Annotated in this window: 21 protein-coding genes; 10 read left to right on the top strand and 11 right to left on the bottom strand. The window is 72.2% G+C overall.

The window, feature by feature from the left end; translation table 11 throughout:
* Window positions 1-85: 85 nt before the first annotated feature.
* Complete coding sequence (locus tag ACWEGE_RS45405) at window positions 86-1,639, bottom strand: GMC oxidoreductase (protein WP_449666724.1); 1,554 nt, start codon at window positions 1,637-1,639, stop codon at window positions 86-88.
* Window positions 1,640-1,847: 208 nt separating this feature from the next.
* Here ACWEGE_RS45405 and ACWEGE_RS45400 point away from each other — a divergent pair, with 208 nt between their 5' ends.
* From ACWEGE_RS45400 to ACWEGE_RS45390, 3 genes are all read left to right on the top strand, one after another.
* On the top strand, window positions 1,848-2,216 hold the full coding sequence (locus ACWEGE_RS45400) for an RNA-binding S4 domain-containing protein (RefSeq protein WP_449666723.1): 369 nt from the start codon (window positions 1,848-1,850) through the stop codon (window positions 2,214-2,216).
* Window positions 2,217-2,368: 152 nt separating this feature from the next.
* Window positions 2,369-2,857, top strand: coding sequence for a sigma-70 family RNA polymerase sigma factor (locus ACWEGE_RS45395; RefSeq protein WP_449666722.1), 489 nt, complete (start codon window positions 2,369-2,371; stop codon window positions 2,855-2,857).
* Between the two features lie 17 nt (window positions 2,858-2,874).
* Window positions 2,875-3,177: a cupin domain-containing protein gene (locus ACWEGE_RS45390; protein ID WP_449666721.1), complete on the top strand. Its 303-nt coding sequence runs from the start codon at window positions 2,875-2,877 to the stop codon at window positions 3,175-3,177.
* 15 nt (window positions 3,178-3,192) lie between these two features.
* Here the strand turns inward: ACWEGE_RS45390 and ACWEGE_RS45385 are convergent.
* The 3 genes from ACWEGE_RS45385 to ACWEGE_RS45375 form a co-directional block, all read right to left on the bottom strand.
* Window positions 3,193-4,096, bottom strand: a protein-coding gene (locus ACWEGE_RS45385) for an IS5 family transposase (RefSeq protein ID WP_449666720.1) whose coding sequence is annotated in 2 segments (ribosomal slippage) — window positions 3,193-3,936 and window positions 3,938-4,096 — 903 coding nt in all. Because the reading frame shifts where the segments join, the coding sequence is not laid out codon by codon here.
* Between the two features lie 130 nt (window positions 4,097-4,226).
* Window positions 4,227-4,853 (bottom strand): RNA polymerase sigma factor ShbA, encoded by a 627-nt coding sequence (gene shbA, locus ACWEGE_RS45380; RefSeq protein ID WP_449666726.1) that lies wholly within the window; start codon window positions 4,851-4,853, stop codon window positions 4,227-4,229.
* A 153-nt stretch (window positions 4,854-5,006) separates the two neighbouring features.
* A complete protein-coding gene (locus ACWEGE_RS45375; RefSeq protein WP_449666719.1) occupies window positions 5,007-6,026 on the bottom strand; it encodes a hypothetical protein in 1,020 nt (339 codons plus the stop codon).
* A 295-nt stretch (window positions 6,027-6,321) separates the two neighbouring features.
* On the opposite strand from ACWEGE_RS45375, the gene ACWEGE_RS45370 reads away from it, so the two are divergent.
* Entirely contained in the window at window positions 6,322-6,498 is a 177-nt protein-coding gene (locus ACWEGE_RS45370) for a hypothetical protein (protein WP_449666718.1), read from the top strand.
* Here the strand turns inward: ACWEGE_RS45370 and sigJ are convergent.
* Together sigJ and ACWEGE_RS45360 are read right to left on the bottom strand one after the other, a co-directional pair.
* Complete coding sequence (sigJ, locus tag ACWEGE_RS45365) at window positions 6,495-7,382, bottom strand: RNA polymerase sigma factor SigJ (protein WP_449666717.1); 888 nt, start codon at window positions 7,380-7,382, stop codon at window positions 6,495-6,497. The two genes, ACWEGE_RS45370 and sigJ, sit on opposite strands and share 4 nt — an antisense overlap.
* Entirely contained in the window at window positions 7,379-8,431 is a 1,053-nt protein-coding gene (locus ACWEGE_RS45360) for an amidohydrolase family protein (protein WP_449666716.1), read from the bottom strand. The genes sigJ and ACWEGE_RS45360 overlap by 4 nt, the downstream gene beginning before the upstream one ends.
* A 110-nt stretch (window positions 8,432-8,541) precedes the next feature.
* Here ACWEGE_RS45360 and ACWEGE_RS45355 point away from each other — a divergent pair, with 110 nt between their 5' ends.
* On the top strand, window positions 8,542-10,854 hold the full coding sequence (locus ACWEGE_RS45355; RefSeq protein WP_449666715.1) for a putative bifunctional diguanylate cyclase/phosphodiesterase: 2,313 nt from the start codon (window positions 8,542-8,544) through the stop codon (window positions 10,852-10,854).
* A 71-nt stretch (window positions 10,855-10,925) separates the two neighbouring features.
* On the opposite strand, the gene ACWEGE_RS45350 is transcribed toward ACWEGE_RS45355, so the two are convergent.
* Window positions 10,926-11,765, bottom strand: coding sequence for a cyclase family protein (locus ACWEGE_RS45350; protein WP_449666714.1), 840 nt, complete (start codon window positions 11,763-11,765; stop codon window positions 10,926-10,928).
* A 99-nt stretch (window positions 11,766-11,864) separates the two neighbouring features.
* Here ACWEGE_RS45350 and ACWEGE_RS45345 point away from each other — a divergent pair, with 99 nt between their 5' ends.
* Complete coding sequence (locus tag ACWEGE_RS45345) at window positions 11,865-12,290, top strand: DUF5709 domain-containing protein (RefSeq protein ID WP_449666713.1); 426 nt, start codon at window positions 11,865-11,867, stop codon at window positions 12,288-12,290.
* Window positions 12,291-12,312: 22 nt separating this feature from the next.
* Here the strand turns inward: ACWEGE_RS45345 and ACWEGE_RS45340 are convergent, their stop codons facing one another.
* A complete protein-coding gene (locus ACWEGE_RS45340) occupies window positions 12,313-12,687 on the bottom strand; it encodes a MerR family transcriptional regulator (protein WP_449666712.1) in 375 nt (124 codons plus the stop codon).
* A 54-nt stretch (window positions 12,688-12,741) separates the two neighbouring features.
* Here ACWEGE_RS45340 and ACWEGE_RS45335 point away from each other — a divergent pair, with 54 nt between their 5' ends.
* Window positions 12,742-13,905, top strand: coding sequence for an MFS transporter (locus ACWEGE_RS45335; RefSeq protein ID WP_449666711.1), 1,164 nt, complete (start codon window positions 12,742-12,744; stop codon window positions 13,903-13,905).
* Window positions 13,906-13,966: 61 nt separating this feature from the next.
* Here ACWEGE_RS45335 and ACWEGE_RS45330 read toward each other — a convergent pair whose 3' ends face one another.
* Complete coding sequence (locus ACWEGE_RS45330; protein ID WP_449666710.1) at window positions 13,967-15,160, bottom strand: glycoside hydrolase family 18 protein; 1,194 nt, start codon at window positions 15,158-15,160, stop codon at window positions 13,967-13,969.
* A gap of 164 nt (window positions 15,161-15,324) precedes the next feature.
* Between ACWEGE_RS45330 and ACWEGE_RS45325 the strand changes: the two genes are divergently transcribed.
* A complete protein-coding gene (locus ACWEGE_RS45325; protein WP_449666709.1) occupies window positions 15,325-15,717 on the top strand; it encodes a hypothetical protein in 393 nt (130 codons plus the stop codon).
* On the opposite strand, the gene ACWEGE_RS45320 is transcribed toward ACWEGE_RS45325, so the two are convergent.
* The gene (locus ACWEGE_RS45320) at window positions 15,711-17,054 is read right to left on the bottom strand and encodes a pyridoxal phosphate-dependent decarboxylase family protein (protein WP_449666725.1); all 1,344 of its coding nucleotides are present in this window, start codon (window positions 17,052-17,054) and stop codon (window positions 15,711-15,713) included. The two genes, ACWEGE_RS45325 and ACWEGE_RS45320, sit on opposite strands and share 7 nt — an antisense overlap.
* 79 nt (window positions 17,055-17,133) lie before the next feature.
* Between ACWEGE_RS45320 and ACWEGE_RS45315 the strand changes: the two genes are divergently transcribed.
* A complete protein-coding gene (locus ACWEGE_RS45315) occupies window positions 17,134-17,667 on the top strand; it encodes a GNAT family N-acetyltransferase (protein ID WP_176175417.1) in 534 nt (177 codons plus the stop codon).
* Here the strand turns inward: ACWEGE_RS45315 and ACWEGE_RS45310 are convergent.
* Window positions 17,657-18,133 (bottom strand): nitroreductase family deazaflavin-dependent oxidoreductase, encoded by a 477-nt coding sequence (locus tag ACWEGE_RS45310; protein ID WP_449666708.1) that lies wholly within the window; start codon window positions 18,131-18,133, stop codon window positions 17,657-17,659. The two genes, ACWEGE_RS45315 and ACWEGE_RS45310, sit on opposite strands and share 11 nt — an antisense overlap.
* 33 nt (window positions 18,134-18,166) lie before the next feature.
* On the opposite strand from ACWEGE_RS45310, the gene ACWEGE_RS45305 reads away from it, so the two are divergent.
* Window positions 18,167-18,796, top strand: a complete 630-nt coding sequence (locus ACWEGE_RS45305; protein WP_449666707.1) for a class I SAM-dependent methyltransferase — start codon at window positions 18,167-18,169, stop codon at window positions 18,794-18,796.
* Window positions 18,797-18,883 lie beyond the last annotated feature (87 nt).

The raw sequence follows: 18,883 nt of genomic DNA, 5'->3' as shown, positions 1-18,883 counted from the left end.
CCCTGGATCGGGGCGTTGAGCGCCATCCGCTCGGCCATCTCGCGGCGCTGGCGGTTGTACCACTCACGACGAGCCGCGGCAGACCTCAGAAGTCCTGCGCGATGATCTTCTCGATGTTGCGTTCCGCCAGTGCCGTGATGGTGACGAACGGGTTGACGCTGGTGTTGCCCGGGATCAGCGAACCGTCGATCGCGTACAGGCCCGGGTGGCCGGCGAGCCTGCCGTAGTTGTCGGTCGCCTTGCCGAGCACCGCGCCGCCGAGCGGGTGGTAGGTGAGATGGTCGCCCCAGGTCTTGTACACGCCGAAGAGGTCGGTCCGGTAGATCGTGCCCTCGGTGGCGTTGATCTTGTCGAAGATGGTCTTCGCCATGTCGATCGACGGCTGCTTCCACGCCGTCTGCCAGTTCAGCTCCACCGCGCGCGTCGTCGGGTTCCAGCTGAACTGCGCGCGGTTCGGGTTCTTCGTGATCGACAAGTAGAACGACGCCCACGTCTCGATCCCGGTCGGCAGCGGCGCTACCTCCGCGAACGCACCACCCGCGGCCCAGTTGTCGATGCCACCGCACGGGATGGTCGACTGGGAGGCGCCGGTCGGGTCCCAGATCTGGTTGGCGCGGCCGACCATCACGTTCCCGTTGTCGCCCCAGCCCTTCCCGATCTCGCCGTTGAGGTTCGGCAGCGCGCCGGTCGCCTTCAGCTTCACCAGCAGCTTGCTCGTGCCGACGCTCCCGGCCGCGAAGAAGACCGTGTCGGCGGTGACGGTCTTGGTCGCCGACACCGCGCCCGCGGTGGTGAGCTGCTCGATCGTCACCGTGTAGCCGCCGCCGGAGGCCGGCACCACCTGGGTCACCCGGTGCAGCGGGGAGATGGTGACCCGGCCGGTCGCGGCGATCTTCGGCAGGTAGGTCTTCTGCAGCGACTTCTTGCCGTAGTTGTTGCCGAACAGGATTTCCCCGGCCAGCGCGGACTTCGTGACCGTGCCCGCCGCCTCCTGCTCCATGTAGTCCCAGTCGTACACGTCCGGCACGAACACGAACGGGAACCCGGACCGCTGGGCCTGTTTCCGGCCGACGCGGGCGAACTGGTACCAGTCGGTGCTGTCGAACCAGGCCGGGCGAATGTTCGCGACCCCGAGGCCGGCGTTGGCGCGCGGGTAGTAGACGTTGTACATCTCGTCGGCGTTGACCGTCGGGAGGATCGCGCCGAAGTTCTCCCGCTTCGGCGTCACGGCCATGCCGCCGTTGACGAGCGAGCCGCCGCCGACCCCGCGGCCCTGGTACACGGTGATCCCGCTGAACTCTTCGGCGTCGAGGACGCCGGTGTAGCGCGGGATGTCCTTGTCGATCGGGAACCCGAGGAAGTTGGAGAACGGCTGTTTCGTCCTGGTGCGCAACCAGAACGACCGCTGGTCGGGGTTGGGCGTGGCGCAGAAGATCTTGCCGTCCGGACCCGGGGTGTCCCAGGCCATGCCCATTTCGACCATCTGCACGTCGACCCCGGCCTGGGCGAGCCGGAGGGCGGCGACGGACCCGCCGTACCCGGTGCCGATGACCAGCGCGGACACGCGGGCGCCGTCGGAGATGACGGCTTGCGCGGCCGGGGCGGCCGCGGCACGACCAGCCAGAGCGGCACCGGCCAATATAGAACCAGTTCCAGCAATGAAGAGACGACGGGAAACAGTGCCAGAAGTTGTTCTCCACATGGGTTCGTCGCTCATGCTTTGTTCCTCACCGTTGAGGTATTTAGAACAAGTTATAGCTCCGTGGTGCAGACAAGTCGACATGTACCGACGAGTAACCTGGCGGGGTTGCGGGGTGGTGCCGCTGAATGGGCCATGATGGACGACTGTGGAGTCCACCCGAGTGGACCGCTGGCTCTGGGCGGTCCGGCTGACGAAGACGCGCCCGGACGCGGCGGCGGCCTGCCGCGGCGGCCACGTGCGCGTCAACGACAAACCGGCCAAGCCGGCGACCACGGTCGTCCCGGGCGACGAAGTGCGCCTGCGCGTCGGCGGGACGACGAAGGTGCTCGACGTGGTCAGGGTGATCCAGAAGCGCGTGGGCGCCCCGGACGCGGCGACGTGCTACCTGGACCGGACCCCGAAGCCACCCCCGGAGACGGCGATCCCGGTCGCCCGCCGCGACCGGGGCGCGGGCCGGCCGACCAAGCGGGAACGGCGGGTGCTCGACGCGTTCCGGTCGCGGCAGGAGCCGTAGGCCTCGAGCGCGGGCCGCGCAGGACTAGGTCATCTCGCCGGTCGATCAACGGATCGTCGCCGCGTCCGCGGCCACACCGGAAATAGCCGGGAATCCGCGCCGAGCGGATCCGTCCGGGCGGGATTCGGGTAGTCCCCGCCCGGAGGGAAGCCATGAACACCACCCCGGACCACCTGCTGGCCGCGGCGCGGCCGCTCGTGGAGCGCTACTGCCGCGCCCGCCTGGACCCGGACTCGGCCGACGACGTCGCCCAGGACGTCTGCGTGGCCCTCATCAAAGCCCTGCCGCGGCGGCCGCCGGAACGGCCCTTCCCCGACTTCGTCTGCGGGATCGCCCGGACCAAGGTCGCGGCCGCGCGCAAGGCGGCCGCGCGGCAGGACGAACCGGTGGCCGAAGTGCCCGACGAGCCCGACTCCTCACTGGGCCCCGAGCACCAAGCCCTCCGCCGCGAACTCCGCGAGCGGATGGCCAAGCTGCTGGACGTGCTGCCGCGCCGGCAGCGGGAAATCGTCGTGCTGCGCGTGGTGGTGGGGCTGTCCGCGGAGGAGACCGCCGTCGCCGTGGGTTCGACGCCGGGCGCGGTGCGGGTCGCCCAGCACCGGGCGCTCGGGCAGCTGCGCAAGGCCGTGACCAGCTCCTGACCGGCTGCCCTTGCCCGGTGAGCGACAGCGAGAATTTCGAAGGACGCGATGTCGGGTCCGGAATCTCCGTCATCCGCGAAAGCACGGACGTCGTCGGCTCCGGCCCGCGCCTGCACCGGCACCCCTACACCGAAACGTTCGTCATCATCCGCGGGCGAGCCCGGTTCACCGTCGGCGACGAGGAGCGCGACGGCGGCGCCGGGGACGTGCTCGTCGTCCCGGCCGGCACGCCGCACAAGTTCGCGGTACTCGGCCCCGGGGTCTACGAGGCCGTGCACATCCACGAAAGCGACCACTTCATCACCGAATGGCTCGAGTGACGCCTAGAGCCTGTTTCAATGGCGTAGCCATTCGTTGATCGCGGCGATGTGGACGGTTGCCTCGTAGCGGACTGCGAGTTTGTCGAACCGTGTGGCGACGCCGCGGTTGCGTTTGAGCCGGTTGATCCCGCACTCCACGGCGTGCCGTTGCTTGTAGATCTGCGGGTCGAAGGCGGGTGGCCGGCCTCCGGCCCGGCCGCGGTTGCGGCGATGCCGGATTTGGTCGGCGGGCTGGGGAATCGTGCAGGCGATCCCGCGCCGCCGCAGGTAGGCCCGGTTGGCGCGGGAACTGTAGGCCTTGTCGGCCAGGACCCGATCCGGTCGGGTCCTGGCCCGTCCACCGCCGGCCCGGGCGATCTTGATCCCGGCCAGCACCGCCGCGAACTGGGGTGAATCACCGCGCTGACCCGCGGTCACCAGCAGCGAGAGGGGCTTGCAGCCTTGCTCGGTGGCCAGGTGCAGCTTGGTCGTCCAGCCTCCTCGCGACCGCCCCAGTGCGTGGTCGGCCGGTTCGGGCTCCCCGACACCACCAGGCGGTTCTTTCTGCAGGTCACCCTCGATACGGGCGCCTGCTGCGTGTTGGTGGGCCCGGTTGATCGTGGAATCGACGCTGACGTCCCAGGTGATCAGCCCGGCCGCATCCGCCCGGGTCTGCAACGCCGCCAGGATCACCGCCCACACACCAGCGCGCTGCCAGCGCCGGAACAGCCCATACACGGTTTGCCAGCAGCCGTATGCGGGCGGGACGTCACGCCAGGGGGAGGCCGACGCGGACCCGCCATCGGATGCCGTCCAGAAGCTGGCGCTTTGTCCATGTGGGTGGGCGGCCGGGTTTCTTGCCGACAGGCAGCAGTGGTTCCAGGATCGCCCACTGCGCGTCGGTCAGATCGGCTCGCCCCGCCGCCGCTAGGCTGGCCACGAGGTCTCCGGTGTTCTCGATCTTCTTGGTCGTTGATCGATCTACCGGAGACCTCGTCTATTCGATCTACGACACGCCGCACCGGCAACTCTGCCCAGCAATCTGCCCGGTCAGCACATCAAAACAGGCCCTAGAGCCCGCGCTCGCCGATCATGCCGCGCAGCTTCGACAGCGCGCGGAACTGCGTGATCCGGACGTTGCCGGCGGAGATGCCCAGTGCCTCCGCCGTCTCGTTCGCCGACAGGCCGGCCACGATCCGCAGGGACAGGATGTCCTGGTGCAGCGGGGGCAGCGACGCCAGCAGCCGGCCCAGGCGGGCGCCGAGGTCCAGCTCGAGGACGTGGTTCTCCGGCTCGTTGCCGCCCAGCGGGCGGTCCGGCAGCTCCGGCACCGGCTTCGACCGGTCCCTGGCCACCGAGCGGAACGCGTCGGCGACCTTGTTCGCCGCGATCGCGCGCACGAGGTACAGGAACGAGCCGCCGCGGTCCTGGTAGTTCGGCAGCACCTTCAGCACCGCCAGGCACACCTCCTGAGCGACGTCGTCGGCCGAAAGGTACGACAGGTCGCGGCCGCCGATCCGCGCCCGGCAGTAGCGCACGACCGTCGGCTTGATCAGCCGCAGCAGCGCCTGGACCGCGTCCGGGTCGCCGTCGCGCGCCGCCTCCACCACCGGGTCCAGCCGCTCCTTCGCCAGGCCGCCCTCCGGCCTCGGCGAATCCTCCAGCACGGTGTAGCCGTCGACGGCCTCCGCGATCATGGTTTCCACGCGCCCTCCTCGTGTCCGCACCGGGGGCCGATCCGTCCACTACGGACAGTGTGGTGCCTGGACGTTCCCGGTCCGACATATGGCGTAATCGAGGCGCTGACCAGCAACGTTGCACGGTGTCGGTGGTTGTCCAGGTATTGTCCGCTAACTGGTCCAGCGGATTCCGTACGCGAAGCCGGGGGCGAGGTTCCGGAACCGGACGTGCACCTCGCCGGCGTCGTCGGCGGCCAGCGTCGCGCCGCTTCGCCACCGCTCGTCCGCGGTGGCCGGGGAAACGTTTTCCTGGCGCACGATCCGCCTCGGCACGTTTTCACCGAACCGGACGTGCAGATCGAAAAGATCGCACGGGTGCCGGGGCACGCACAGGTAACGCGGTTCTCGCAGGTTCGCCCGGAATCGCAGCCCGATCTCGTGGCGCGTGCCGCGCCGCAACGGCTCCGGCAGCCGCAGCGGCAGCCCGATCCGGTCGGTCGATTCCATCGCCCGGCCGGCGAGCACACCGCCGTGGAACACGTCGACACCGAGATCGGACTCGTGCACCGAATCGCCCGATTCGCCGGTCACCGGCAACGTCAGCGCCAAGTCGAGCACGGCGATTTCGTCGGCGTCGGCGACGACTCGCCGGAATTCGAACGCCTCCGGCACCGGCTGGTCGAGGGCCAGCGTGACGCGCAGTTCTTCGGTGTGCCAGCCGCGGCCCGGATAGTACCGGGGCGCCGGCACGACCGCCGCCACGGCCAGCGCGGCGACCTGCTCGATCCCCTCGTCGATCCGGCGCCGGACCGTGCGGTCGTCGCGGTCGAGCGTGATCGCCGCCCAGCGGACCCGCTCCTGGTAGAACGGTTTGCGGGCCCGCTCGTCGAGCGCGAACGCCGCGAGCAGCGCGATCTTCAGATCGTCCGGCAACGACTCGACCAGTGGCCGCAATCGGTCGGCCAGCTTACGCCGCATCTCCACGGTTCCGTCATCTTCGAGAATGCCACAAGCGGAGCGCAATGCGGGACCGATCCGGTCCGCGAGCGGTGTCGTGAAAATTGCCCTCCCTTTGCGCAGGGCTTTGAGTTCGCCGACCACGTCCGCCGCACTGAGGCCCACCGTTACCCTCCCCTTCCACGCATGGAGGTCAATGTTCGTCAGCGCCACCATCGATGTCCAGTCGATCACGCTCCGGGCAAACGGATCGTTATCCCTCAGTTTCCTTTTCCGCCATTCGGGTAACGTCGAAACTTGTTGGCGTTGTGTTCACAAGCCCCGCATTGCGCCGCGGCGATTTTCCGGCGGAAACTCACGCGATCACCGCTGTCGAACGCGTCGAAATGACGAACGGGTGTTCGCCGCCGAGATCTCTTTCCGCCCGCGGCGCGAGCGCCAGGGCGGCGCACCACCCCCGCGGGTGAACGTGACCGGGCCGTTGCCGCGACCCCGGTTGACGGTGGCCCGCCGGGGGTATTTGTTGATCATGAGCCCGAGGATGTGGCGCCTGCTGATCTCGGGGTCGCTGCGGCTGTTCCTGATCAGCGCCGTGCCGGCCGCCGTGCACGTGTCCGTGCTCGCCGGCCTGGCGGCGACGGTGATCGCGTTCGTCGTGCCCGCCCCGCGAAGCCGGCACGACGACCGCGTCGGCCCCGGTGGCTAGCGACCCCGCCAGGCCGGCTGCCACCGGCGGAGCTTCTCGGGGTTGCGCACCGCCCAGATCCGCCGGATCGACTCGCCGGCCACCTCGAACGCGATGACGGCCACCACGACGCCGTCCCGCCACCCGACCAGGCCCGGCCGCCCGTTGACGGTCGCCTCCTCGAGCGTCAGCGCCGGGATCCGGCCGGTCAGGTCCACGGCGTAGCGCGCGACCCGCTCGCCGCCCTCGATCGGCCGCCGGATCGCGCCGGCCAGCCCGCCGCCGTCGGCGACGACGGTGGCCTCCGGGTCGAGGATGCCGACCAGCCGTTCGATGTCCCCCGCCGCCCAGGCCAGCTTGAAGGCGCGGACCACCTCGGCGCTCTCCCCGGCCGGCGCCGGGTCAGGATCCGCACCGCCGGCCCGGACCCGGCGGCGCGCGGAGGAGGCCAGCTGGCGGCACGCGGCGGCCGTCCGGCCGAGGACCGTCCCCACCTCCGCGAACGGGTAGCCGAAGACGTCGTGCAGGACGAAGGCCACCCGCTCGGCCGGGGTCGTCGTCTCCAGCACGACCAGGAACGCCATCGTGACCGACTCGTCCAGCGCGACGCGTTCGGCCGGGTCGGCGAGCGCGCCGGTGTCCCCGGGCAGCGGCTCCGGGAGCCACTCGCCGACATACCGCTCCCGCCGCACGCGGGCCGAGCCGAGCAGGTCGAGGCAGATGCGGCCGGCCACCGTGGTCAGCCACGCGCCCGGCGACCCGATCGCCTCCCGCTGCGGCCCGGGCAGGGCGTACCACCGGCCGTAGGCCTCCTGGACGACGTCCTCGGCGTCGCTCATCGAGCCCAGCAGCCGGTAGGCGAGGCCGGTCAGCTGCCGCCGTTCGGCCGTGATCGCCTCGGTCACGATGCCCGGCGCCGCACGCAGCGACCGCGCAGCACCACCGCCGCCGGGTCGGCGAGCTGGTCCGGCTCCGCCCGCGGATCCCGGTCGTAGACCACCGCGTCCGCCGGGGCGCCCGGCACCAGGCCGCCCAGCCCGAGGTACTCCCGCGCGCTCCAGGACGCCGCCGCCAGCGCTTCGTGCGGGCGGACCCCGGCGGCCACCAGCGCCCGGATCTCCGCGACGATCCCGCCGTGCGGCAGGGAATCCGTGCCGGCGAGCACCCGCACCCCGGCTTCCGCCGCGGCCGCCGTCAACGCGCCGTGCACCCGAGCCCCGCTCAGGAACCACCGCCGGGCCGGGCTGTCCGGCCGCTGTTCCCGGTGCCGCAGGCCGGCGGTGATCGTCGACAGCGTCGGGGTCAGCGCCGTGCCCTGGGCGGCCATCCGCGCCAGCAGGCCCGGGTCGAGGCACATGCCGTGTTCGAGGGAGTCGACGCCCGCCGCGACCGCGGCCGCGCCACCCTCGGGGTGCTGGCTGTGCACCGCGACCCGGCCGCCGGCCGCGTGCACCGCGTCCACGACGGCCCGCAGGACGTCCACCGGCACCGCGGAATCGCCGACGCGCCAGTCGGCGACGATCTTCGCCCACCCCGTCCGGGCGGCCTGCGCCGCCGCCAGCGCGGGCAGCTCGTCGTGCGCGGCGCGGCGGCCCCAGCCGTCGAAGAACTGGCCTTCCTGCGCCAGCCACGGTCCCGCGTGCCGGGCCCGCGGCACGTCGGGGTCCTCGCCGAACCACGGCGGCGGCTCCCCCGGCAGCCCGGGCGAGCGGATCAGCGTGACCCCGGCGTCGACGTGCTGGTGGAGCTGCTCCCGGAGCAGCTGCTCGTCCATCGGCTGCCCGGGTTCCACGGCGCCGGGGTGGGTGTGCGCGTCGACCAGGCCGGGCACCAGCCAGCCTTCGCCGACCAGGGTCGCGCCCGGCACCGGGTCGGTGGTCCAGCGGTCGCCGTCCGCGTAGAGGTCGACGTACTCGCCGCTCGGCAGCGCGTACCCCCGGATGCGCGTGATCACCAAGCCGACGGTACCCGCGCACGCAGCGCTCATGCCGGTGCGCTTGTGGATGATCACGCCCGGTGTACTGTTTGCCGGTCCTACCGGCGTGCGTGACCGCGTGAGGTGCCATGACAGTGCGGCGGTACCCAGTGGCCATCCTGCTCGTCCTCGGCACGGCGGCCCTGGTCGTGGTCAACGGCTTCGCGTTCTGGGGCGACACCTTCGCCCTGTGGGTCGACGACGCCATGCAGCTCGGCGCCGGGATCACCGGCGTCGTCTGCGGGATCGTCGTCGCGCGGCGGGTGCGCGGGCACCAGCGGTGGTGGCGGGTGCTGGTCGCGACCGGCATGGCCGCCTGGTCGTTCGGGCAGTGCTTCTGGTCGTGGTACCAGCTGGTCGACGGCCGCGGGCTGCCCTCGCCGTCACTGGCCGACGTCGGGTACCTGAGCTTCCCCGTGTTCGCGCTCGCCGCCCTGTTCGTGCTCGCGCACGCGCGGGCGCGGCCGGACCGCGAACGCTGGCAGCCCGCCCAGTGGACCGCGCACTTCGGCGTCGCGGTGGTGCTCGACGGGCTCGTCGTCACCGGCTCGCTGTTCATCCTCACCTGGACCGCCGCGCTCGGTCAGGTGGTCCGGGCCACCGGGCCGGACCACCTGACCTGGGCCGTCGCCATCGCCTACCCGCTGTCGGACCTGGTGGTCGTGGTCGTCGCCGTGCTGCTGGTCGTGTTCGACCGGGTGGACCGCCCGTACCGCGCGAACCTGCTGCTGGCCGCCGTCGGGATCGTCGCGCTGGCCGCGTCCGACAGCGTGTTCGCCTACCTGGTCAGCATCGGCGCGGAGAGCATGAAGCCGTGGTCGGACGGCGGGTTCGTGCTCGGCCCGCTGTTCATCGCCTTCGCCCTGCTGGTCACGCCGAACCCGCGCCGGCGGGACGACGGCGGCCAGCCGGTCGGCGTCGACTGGTGGCAGGTGGCGCTGCCGTACCTGCCGGTCACCGCGGTCGCGCTGCTGATCACCGTGCAGGTGGTGGCCGGCGCCGGCCCGGACGCCGTCGAGGTGTACGTCGGCGTGCTCGTGGTGTTCCTGGTGCTCGCCCGGCAGCTGCTTTCCCTGCTGGACAACCGGTTGCTGCTGCGCCGGGTGTACGAGGGCCGGCAGCAGCTGACCCACCAGGCCTACCACGACCCGCTGACCGGGCTGGCCAACCGCGCGCTGTTCGCCGACCGGCTGGACCGGGCCGTCGAGCAGGGTGCCGAGGGCGGGCACGGGCCGCTCGTGCTGATCTTCGTCGACCTCGACGACTTCAAGGAGGTCAACGACCGGTTCGGGCACGCGGGCGGGGACGTCCTGCTGCACGCGGTCGCCCAGCGGCTGCTGAGCTGCGTCCGCGCGGGCGACACGGTGGCGCGGCTGGGCGGCGACGAGTTCGCAATCCTGCTGGAAGGCGAGGTCGACGCCCCGCACGCGGTCGCCGACCGGATCCAGAGCGCGCTGCGGCGGCCGTTCGCGGTGCACGGCACGCTGGTCGGGGTCCGCGCGAGCATGGGCCTGGTGGTGCCCGACCCGGCCGAACCGGCGGTGACGGCGGACGTGCTGCTGGGCCGCGCGGACACGTCGATGTACGCGGGCAAGCGGCTCGGCAAGGACACGGCGGTCGTGTACCACCCGTCGCCGGACGGGCCGCCCGACTTCCCGTCGGCGCTGCGCCGCGCGGACGGCGGCCTCCCGGAGGGCTTCGCGCTGGTGTTCCAGCCGATCGTCCGGCTGGCCGACGAGACGCCGGTGGCGGTGGAGGCGCTGGCCCGCTGGACCGCGCGGGACGGCACCGCGGTGTCGCCGGAGACGTTCGTCCGCGCCGCCGAGGGCGCCGGGCTCGGCGCGGAGCTGGACGCGCTGGTGCTGGACCTGGCCTGCCGCGAGATCACCGCGGCAGGCATCGACCTGACGGTGCACGTCAACGTGTGCGCGAGCCGGCTCGGCGCCGCCGCGCTGGAGCAGAGCGTCGGAACCGCGCTGGACCGGTACGGCCTGCCCGCCGAACGCCTGATCGTCGAGATCACCGAGACGGTGCCGGTGCCGGACCGGTCGGCGGGCGCGGCCGCGATCCGCCGCCTGCAGGACCTGGGGGTCCGGGTGGCGCTCGACGACTTCGGCGCCGGCTACAGCTCGCTGACGGTGCTGCACGCGCTGCCGGTCGACCTGATCAAGCTGGACCGCGCGCTGACGACGGGGGTGCGCCCGGACCGCGACGCGGCGCTGTGCCGGTCGCTGGTCGGGATGTGCGCCGACTTGGACGTGGCGGTGGTCGCCGAGGGCATCGAGACGGCCGAACAGGCCGAGCTGGTCACCCGGGCCGGCTGCACCACCGCCCAGGGCTACCGCTTCGGCCACCCGGCCCCGCTGTCTTCGCTGCGGCTGTCGACGCTCTCGCCCGGTTAGCCGAGCGCCCCAATGCGGCCTTGGTTGCGTCAGACGCACCCAAGGCGGCCTTGGGGCGCTTGGGGTTGAGACTAGCTCACTCCCGGCGGCAGCACGCCGAAGATCGTCGCCGTGGACCCCGCGCCCCTGCGGTTGATCGGGCCACCCGCCAGCACCCAGGCGCCGGTCGCCGGCAGGGCCTTGAGGTTCGCCAGGATCTCCAGGCTGATCCGGTGCCGCCGGTAGACCAGCTTGGACACGGTGTACGTCTCGTCGGTACCGACGTCCGGGCTGAACGTGTCGGTGCCCGTCCCGCCGCGGCGGCCGAGGCGGCCGGTGTCGATCAGCCACCGCACCGCCGGGATCGAGAACCCCGGCTGGTGCAGCACGCCGTCCGAGCCGGTGTTCGGGAAGGCAGGCGTGCCCCACTTGGCGTCCCAGCCGGTCCACAGCACCACGACGGACTCGTCCGGGATCCGGCCGTGGCGCTTCTCCCACGCCTTGAGGTCGTCGACGGTGACCGCGTAGTCGGGGTTCGCCGCCGCCTTGGCGCGTACGTCGATCTTCACGGCCGGGCGGAACAGGTCCGCCGGGTCCATGTCGTCGGCGAGCGGCTCCCCGGTGTTGAAGTGCCCGGGCGCGCCCCAGTGCGTCCCGGTGTGCTCGCCTTCGCGGACGAACTGCAGGTAGTAGCCGTCTTCCGGGATGGTGGCGATGGTTTCCAGCTCGAAGGCCGGGTCCCCGGGGAAGACGTTGGTCGTGGCGGGGTCGTTGACGTGCGACAGGTTGACCAGGTTCAGCTGGTCCAACCGCACCGGCGGCGCGGTCACCGTGGCTTCCGAGGCTTCCGAGGCCTGGGCCGTCCGCCCGGACAGCGCGGCGCCGAACACCCCGGCCAGCCCCGCGGCCAGCACCCTGCGTCTCATCGGCATGAGGGATCACCTTTCACCGTGCGGGACGACGCCCCGGCATGACTCCGTCATATATCACCCGGGCTGGGCGCGGTCATAGAGTTGCGCGAGGATGGTCTCGTGGACAACGACATCGACGACAACGCAGACGACGGCATCCTCGACCCCGAGGACACTTTGGACGACCGCGACGAACTGGCGGAGGGTTATTCACCGCCGGAACGCGCCCAGGCGACCGAAGGCTGGGGCACCACCGCACGCGAGACGGCGGAGGGCGAGAGCTGGGCGGGCCGGCTCGCCCGCGAAGTCCCCGACCTGGCCGACGACCTCGACGACGACGGCCTCGGCGACACCGAGGACACCGACGGCGAGCTGATCGACGAAGAGGTCGGCGACGTCCGCGCGGGCCGCCTGGTCGCCACGGACGAGGGGTTCGGCGAGGACTCCGACGAAGAGCTGTACGCCTCGGACGCCGGCATCGACGGCGGTGCGGCCTCGGCGGAGGAAGCGGCCGTCCACGTGATCGACCCGTCCCGCCGCTGGTGAGCGCCGTCCGCGAGCGCGACCGTCAGCCGCCGACGGGGTCGTACTCGCGGACCGCGGCCAGGTACTCCCCGATCGCGTCCCGGTTGCGCAGCAGGCATTCCGCCCGCCTGGTCATCCGGTCGCGCTCGGCCTCCAGCGTCGCGATCATCTCGGGCGTCGCGTCCGGGAAGTAGATCGTCCGCGGCTTGTCCAGGCAGGGCAGGATCTGCTTGATGATCCGGGTCGGCAGGCCGGCGTCGAGCAGGCCGCGCACCTGGACCACCCGGTCGACGGTCGGCTCGTCGTAGTCGCGGTAGCCGTTCGGGCCGCGGCCGGCGACGATCAGGCCCTGCTCCTCGTAGTACCGCAGGAGCCGCCGGGACGTGCCCGTGCGCTCCGAAAGCTCACCGATCCGCATGTGCCCCACCTCACGTAGACCTTCACATCGGTGTGAGGGTTCGAGCATAGCGGCATGACGAACCTCAGCACCCGCGCGCTGCCGCTCACCGCCCTCCTCGCCCTGACCACCGCCGCGTTCGTCACCGTGCTCACCGAGGCGCTGCCCGCCGGCGTGCTGCCCGGGATGAGCGCCGGCCTCGGCGTCGGCGAACCCGCCGCCGGCCAGGCCGTGACGATCTACGCGCTCGGCACCGCGCTCACCGCGATCCCGCTGGCCGCCGCCACCGCGCGCTGGTCGCGCAAACGCCTCCTGCTCACCGGGGTCGCCGGGTTCGCGGTGGCGAACACCGTCACGACGCTGTCCTCGGACTACGCGTTGACCATGGTGGCGCGCTTCGTCGCCGGGGTGGCCGCGGGCGTCGTCTGGGCCCTGCTCGCCGGGTACGCGCGCCGGCTCGTCCCGGACCACCAGGGCCGGGCCATCGCGATCGTGATGGCCGGCATCCCGCTGGCCCTTTCACTCGGCATCCCGGCCGGGACGTTCCTCGGCGGCCTGCTCGGCTGGCGCTCGGCGTTCGGCGTCATGTCCGCGATCGCGGTCGTGCTGCTCGCCTGGATCGCCGCGGCGGTGCCCGACGGGCCCGGGCAGGCGGGCGGCCGGACACCGCTCCTGCGCACGCTCGCCGTCCCGGGTGTGGTGCCCGTGCTCGCCGTGACGCTCGTGTTCGTGCTGGCGCACACCGTGCTCTACACCTACGTCGCCGCCTTCCTCGGCCACGCCGGGATGGGCGGTTCGGTGGACGTCGTCCTGCTGGTGTTCGGCATCGCGTCGATGGCGGGCATCGGGGTCGTCGGCGCCCGGATCGACCGCGCGCTGCGGACGCTGACGGTGGCGAGCACCCTCCTGGTCGCGCTGGCCGCGGCGCTGCTGGCGGTGTTCGCGGGCAGCCCGGTGCCGGTCTACGTCGCGGTGGCGCTGTGGGGGCTCGGCTGGGGCGGCGTCCCGACGCTGCTGCAGACGGCGGCCGGCCACGCGGGCGGCGAAGCGGCGGACAACGCGCAGGCCATGCTGGTCACGCTGTGGAACGCCGCGATGGCCGCGGGCGGGGTGGCCGGCGGGGTCCTGCTCGACGCCGCCGGGCCGGCGTCCTTCCCGTGGACGCTGCTCGTGCTCCTGCTGCCGGTGCTCGCCGTGGTGCTCGGCGCGCGGCGGCACGGGTTCCCCGCCCGCTCCTGATGTAGTCCTAAGTGGACGAAGGGCCCGGACGCGCTCGCGCCCGGGCCCTCCAGCTTTCGGTTCAGCAGCGGCCGGCGATGGCCCGCAGCAGTTCGGCGTTCGCCGTGTCGCCGGAGAGCTCCCAGGCGAACACGCCGCCGAGCCCCTGCGACTTCGCGTAACCGGCCTTGGCCGACGCCGTCTCGGGCGTGTCGTAGCTCCACCACTGCGAGCCGCACTTCGCGTACGCCGTACCGGCGACGTGGCCGTTGGCCGGGCACTTGGTCTTGAGGACCTTGTAGTCCTCGACACCCGCTTCGTAGGTGCCCGGTGCCGGGCCGGTGGCGGTGCCGCCCGGCTGCTTCTGCGTCACGCCGTCCCAGCCGCGGCCGTAGAAGCCGAGGCCCAGCAACATCTTCGCCGGCGGGACGCCCTGGTGGCGCAGCTTCTGGACGGCCGCGTCGGCATAGAACCCGGCGGTCGGGAGGCCGGGGTAGGCGCGCAGCGGCGAGTGCGGTGCGGTCGGCCCGGTCGGGCTGGCGCCGGCCACGAAGTAGTCGTAGGTCATCACGTTGTACCAGTCGAGGTACCGGCTCGCGGCGCCGTACTCGGTGGCGTCGAGCTTGCCGTCCTTCGAGCCGTCGGCGGTGATCGCGGCGGTCACCAGCTGGCGCCCGAACTTCGCGCGCAGCGCCTTGACCAGCCCGGTGAACGCCTTGGGCCCGCTGGTGTCGCAGGTGTTGCCGCAGGCGTTCGGGTACTCCCAGTCGACGTCGATGCCGTCGAAGACGCCCGCCCAGCGCGGGTCGTTGACCAGGTTGTAGCAGGATTCCGCGAACTTGGCCGGGTCCTTCGCCGCCTCGGTGAACCCCGCCGACCAGGTCCAGCCGCCGAAGGACCACAGCACCTTCAGCTTCGGGTGCAGCTTCTTGAGCTGCAGGAGCTGGTTGAAGCTGCCGTGCAGCGCCCCGGCTTCGGTGCTGTCGGCCTGCCCGCTGACGCTCGTGGCGGCGTCGTAGGGCATGTCGTGGTCGGCCCACGGGTCGCCGACCGCGCACCCACCGCCGGTCACGTTGCCGAAGGCGTAGTTGAGGTGCGTCAGCTTCGCAGCCGAACCGGACGTTTCGATGTCCTTGACGTGGTAGCCGCGGGCGTAGACGTCCCAGTCGGCGAAGTAGGCCATCACCTTGCCCTGGCCCGGCCCGGCCTCCGCGGGCGGCGCGACGACCGAGGCACCGGCGAGCGCGAGCGCGACGACGGCAATGCGTTTTCTCATGCGGAGCACGGCATTCTCCTATCCGGCCCGGGTGGACGTGCCGAGGCTAACAGGTCCAGACCATTGCCGACCAGGGTCAAATCGGGGTCAAATCAGTACGGTCAACGGATTTCCCGATGCTCCCCCAGCCGGGCGTGGATTCACCGACGTGCAATGATCGGGCGATGACCGAGTTCGGCTGCGCGCGCTGCTCCGGCGAAGACGCCCTGACCGCGCTGGCGTTCTGCACGACCCGGCTGAACAAGACCCATCGCCTGGTCGAGCGGTCGCACTTCAGCATTTCACTGCGCCGGTGTCCGGAATGCGGCCAGTCGTTCGCCGCGATCTTCACCGAGTTCGTCGACTGGGACGGCGGCGAAGACGCCCAGTACTTCGACTTCGTCCCGCTCACCACGGCCGAGGTTTCCTCGCTGGCCGCGCAGGGCCCCCGCGTCGACCTCGCCGAGCTGGGCGCGCTCGGCAGCGTCCGCCGCCGGCTGTCGTCGAGCTGGCCGACGGGCGGCGAGAAGGAGATCGCCTGGCGGACGGACTCGCTCTCGGTGCGCGAAGGTCACTGAGCCAGCCGCAGGATCGCCGCGGCACTGCGGTCGACGTCGGCCTCCGTCGTCGCCCAGCCGGACACCGAAATCCGCAGGTACCGGCGGCCGCGCCAGGTGGTGCCGCCCAGCCAGCAGGTGCCGTCGTCCTGGATCTTCCGGATGAGGTCGTCGGTGTCGCCGCCGAAGGACACCAGGACCTGGTTGAGGACGACGTCGTTGGCGATCTCGGCACCCCCGTCGGCGAGCCTTCCGGCGAAGCGGCGGGCCAGCCGGCAACAGCGGTCGACGAGTTCGGCGACGCCCTCGCGGCCCAGCTCGCGCAGCGCCGCCCAGACGGCGAAGCCGCGGGCGCGGCGCGACGACTCCAAGGTCAGGTCGCCCATGCCGGACACCTCGCCGGCACCGGTCAGGTAGGCCGCGCGGTAGGCGATCGCCGCGGCGTGGACGTCCGGGCGGGCGCAGAAGACGAACCCGGAGTCGTACGGGACGTTGAGCCACTTGTGCCCGTCGCAGGCCCAGGAGTCGGCGAGTTCGACGCCGTCGAGCAAGGCGCGGGTCCGCGGGCCGGCCGCGGCCCAGAGCCCGAAGGCGCCGTCGACGTGGATCCAGGCGTCACCCGCGGCTTCCCGGGCGGCGCGCAGGTCGTCGCACGCGCCGGTGTTGACGTTCCCCGCCTGCAGGCAGACGATCAGCGGCCCGTTCCCGGCCGCGCACACCTTCCGCAGGTCTTCGACGTCGATCGCGCCTTGCGGGCCGGCCTTGACCGGCTCGACGGCCCGGGTGCCGAAGCCCAGCAGGCGCAGGGCGCGGTCGATGGTGGCGTGCCGCTCTTCGCTCGCGACGACCCGGACGCGCGGGGCACCGGCGAGCCCGTCGCGTTCGACGTCCCAGCCCGCTTCGGCGAGCACGTGGTGCCGGGCGGCGGCGAGGCCGGCGGTGTTCGCGGCCTGGCCGCCGGTGACGAACCCGGTGGAGGCGCCTGCCGGGATGCCGAGCAGGTCCTTGAGCCATTCGCCGGCGACCTCTTCGGCGGCGGCCGCGGCGGGGGAGAGGACGGCGTTGAAGCCGTTCTGGTCCCAGCCGGCGGCCAGCACATCAGCGGCGGTGGCGGCGGGCAGGGCGCCGCCGATGACGAAGCCGAAGAACCGCGGCCCGGCGGTGGCGACGAGCCCGGGTTCGGCGGCGCGGGCGAGCTGTTCGAGCACTTCGGACGGTGGGCTCGGTTCGTCCGGGAGCGGGCCGCCGAAGGCCTGCCGCAGGGCGGCGGGATCGACGGCCGGGGCGACGGGCCGGTCCACGAGGGTGGCCCGGTAGCCGGCGGCCAGCTCGGCGGCGCGGGTGAGGAGCGCGTGCATGTCGTCCACGACCCGACTGTAGGCCGGATCCAGCGGTCTCCCGGGAACAATCCGGGGCCATCCGGCGTAGCGTCCTGGTATGGAGACCCCGTTGAGCACCGACCGCCTCGTGATCCGGGACTGGACGCCTGCCGACGCCGAAGCCGCGTTCGCGATCTACGGCGCGGAAGACGTCACGCACTGGCTGACCCCGGCCATGGACCGCGTCGGTGACATCGGCGCGATGCGCGCGGTGCTGCACGCCTGGCAGGAGGCGCAGCCGAACCTGCCGCCGCCGCGCGGGCGGTGGGCGATCGAGCGCAAAGAGGACGGTGCGGTGATCGGCGGCCTCGGCATCCGGCTGCTGCCGCCGTTCGAAGAGGACCTGGAACTGAGCTGGCAGCTCACCCCCGGCGTCTGGGGCAAGGGCTACGCGTCCGAGGCGGCGACCGCGCTGATCGAGTGGGCCTTCACCCAGGACACCGAAGAGCTGTTCGCCGTGGCGCGGCCGAACAACACGCGGGCGATCGCCGTCGCCAAGCGGCTCGGCATGCAGTGGGTCGGCGAGACCGACAAGTACTACAACCTGCGGCTGCAGGTGTACCGGATCCGGCACACCGACCTCATCGGCTGACCGGCTCCAGCAGGAAGACGCGGATGTCCCGGTGCGCGGCCCGCACGGCGTACCGGTCGTACGCGGGCCAGTACGCCGCGACCGCGTCCCACATCTCCTGACGCTCGTCGCCGGTCAGGAGCCGCCCGGTGACGTCGATCGTGCGCCCGTGCACCGAGACCGTCGCCTTCGGCTGGGCCAGCAGGTTCGCCGACCAGGCCGGGTGTGCCTCGCCGCCCCAGTTCGACCCGATGACGACGTACCCGCCGGCGCGCTCGACGTACAGCAGCGGCACCTGGCGGGGCTCGCCGCTGCGCCGCCCGATCGTCGTGAGCAGCAGCGTCCGCAGCCCGACCGCCGCGCCGACGCCGACCCGGCCGCCGCTGATCCGCAGCAGCACCCGGTCGGCGGGCACCAGCGCCCGCCCGAGCACCGCGAACGCCCTGCTCTTGCCGAACCCCGCGAAGACACCCCGTAAACCGGCCACGGCGAGATCCTAGGTCTGGCAAGGTCTGCGGGCATGACCCGCCCCGAAACCGCCGCCGAGGTCTTCGACGCGCTCGGCACGGACTACGAGCACGCCTTCCGCGCCGCGACCGCGCACCGCGCCGCGCTCACCGACCTGCTGGCCGCCCTGCCACCGGCGGCGAAGGTGCTCGACCTGGGCGCCGGCACCGGGCGGCCCACCGCGGAACTGCTGGCCGCCGCCGGCCACGACGTCACCGGCTACGACGTCGCCCCGAAGATGGTCGCGATCGCCCGGGAGCAGGTGCCCGCCGCCCGGTTCGAGCTCGGGGACATGCGCGAACTGTCCTACCCGGACGGCACCTGGGACGCGGTCACGGCCTTCTTCTCGATGCTGCAGCTGCCCCGCGCCGATCAGGAGACCGTGATCGGGCGGATCACGGGCTGGCTGAAGCCCGGCGGCCTGCTCGTCTTCGCCACCGTGCCCGCCGATGTCGACGGCGTCGACATCGTCTTCATGGGCCACCCGGTCCGCGCGTACAGCTTCGCCGCCGGCCCGCTCAAGGAGCTGCTGGTCGCGGCGGGCCTGGAGGTCGTCCGCGAAGACGCGGCCGAGTTCGTGCCCGACCACCCGGACGCCGGCCCGGAACCGCACGTCCACCTGACGGCGCGCAAGCCGGCCTGAGCCCGTCAAGACCTCACGACGTCGATCACCCGATGGACATGAATTTTGCTCAAGTTCGTGCATGTCCCGCGCGGCGGACCCGAGCTA

This window comes from Amycolatopsis sp. NPDC004747 (genome assembly GCF_053601335.1).
The sequence above is the reverse complement of the archived record's forward strand: the minus strand, read 5'-3'. Positions and strand labels throughout refer to the sequence as shown.